Below are 771 nucleotides of genomic sequence, written 5' to 3' on the forward strand. Positions count from 1 at the left end.
TAGTAATCGCGGATCAGAATGCCGCGGTGAATACGTTCCCGGGTCTTGTACACACCGCCCGTCACACCATGGGAGTCAGTAACGCCCGAAGTCAGTGACCTAACCGCAAGGAAGGAGCTGCCGAAGGCGGGACCGATGACTGGGGTGAAGTCGTAACAAGGTAGCCGTATCGGAAGGTGCGGCTGGATCACCTCCTTTCTATGGAAAAAGTAGAAGATCGAAATGTGTTTTACTGTTGAGTTATCAAGTGGCTTTCTTCAAAAGAGAAGAGAGCGGATAACAAATGCTTCCGGTGTCGATGCGCTTGTGGGAAACACCCGTTCCCATCCCGAACACGACGGTTAAGACGCAGGCGGCCGATGGTACTGCATTGGAGACGATGTGGGAGAGCAGGTGGGCGCCGGATCAAAGAAAAAAACAAGCGGGAAGCTTGTTCATATAGAAACAGACACTGGTAAGTGAGTTCTGTCGGAAACAGAACGGTAAAAGGTAAAGATTGATGGATCGGTGTTAACCCCATTCAGCAGGGAAGTGCTGTTATGATAACTGGTTTTACCAGTGATTAGAGGTTTTAAATAAAGAAGTTCTGACACAGGACTTAAAAAGTATTTAAGATTTCTAATGACTGATAAAAATTCAGTCAAAAGCAATAAAGAATGCACCTTGAAAACTGCATACATGTAAGTATGATGAAAATCATACATCCTTGATATAAAACGTTAAAACGTAAGATAGGAAGACATCGATTTAGTCTGTGAGAGCAGACAAAGA

At 44.9% G+C, this 771-nt stretch carries 2 rRNA genes; both read left to right on the plus strand.

Annotation, left to right across the window (positions count from 1 at the left end):
* A 16S ribosomal RNA gene (locus ACTQWB_RS18715) occupies window positions 1–198 on the plus strand; the annotation flags it as partial.
* A 90-nt stretch (window positions 199–288) separates the two neighbouring features.
* Window positions 289–406 (plus strand): 5S ribosomal RNA (gene rrf / locus ACTQWB_RS18720).
* Window positions 407–771: the final 365 nt, after the last annotated feature.

Source organism: Blautia sp. HCP3S3_H10_2 (assembly GCF_052122375.1).
In the GTDB taxonomy this organism is placed as follows: domain Bacteria; phylum Bacillota; class Clostridia; order Lachnospirales; family Lachnospiraceae; genus Blautia_A.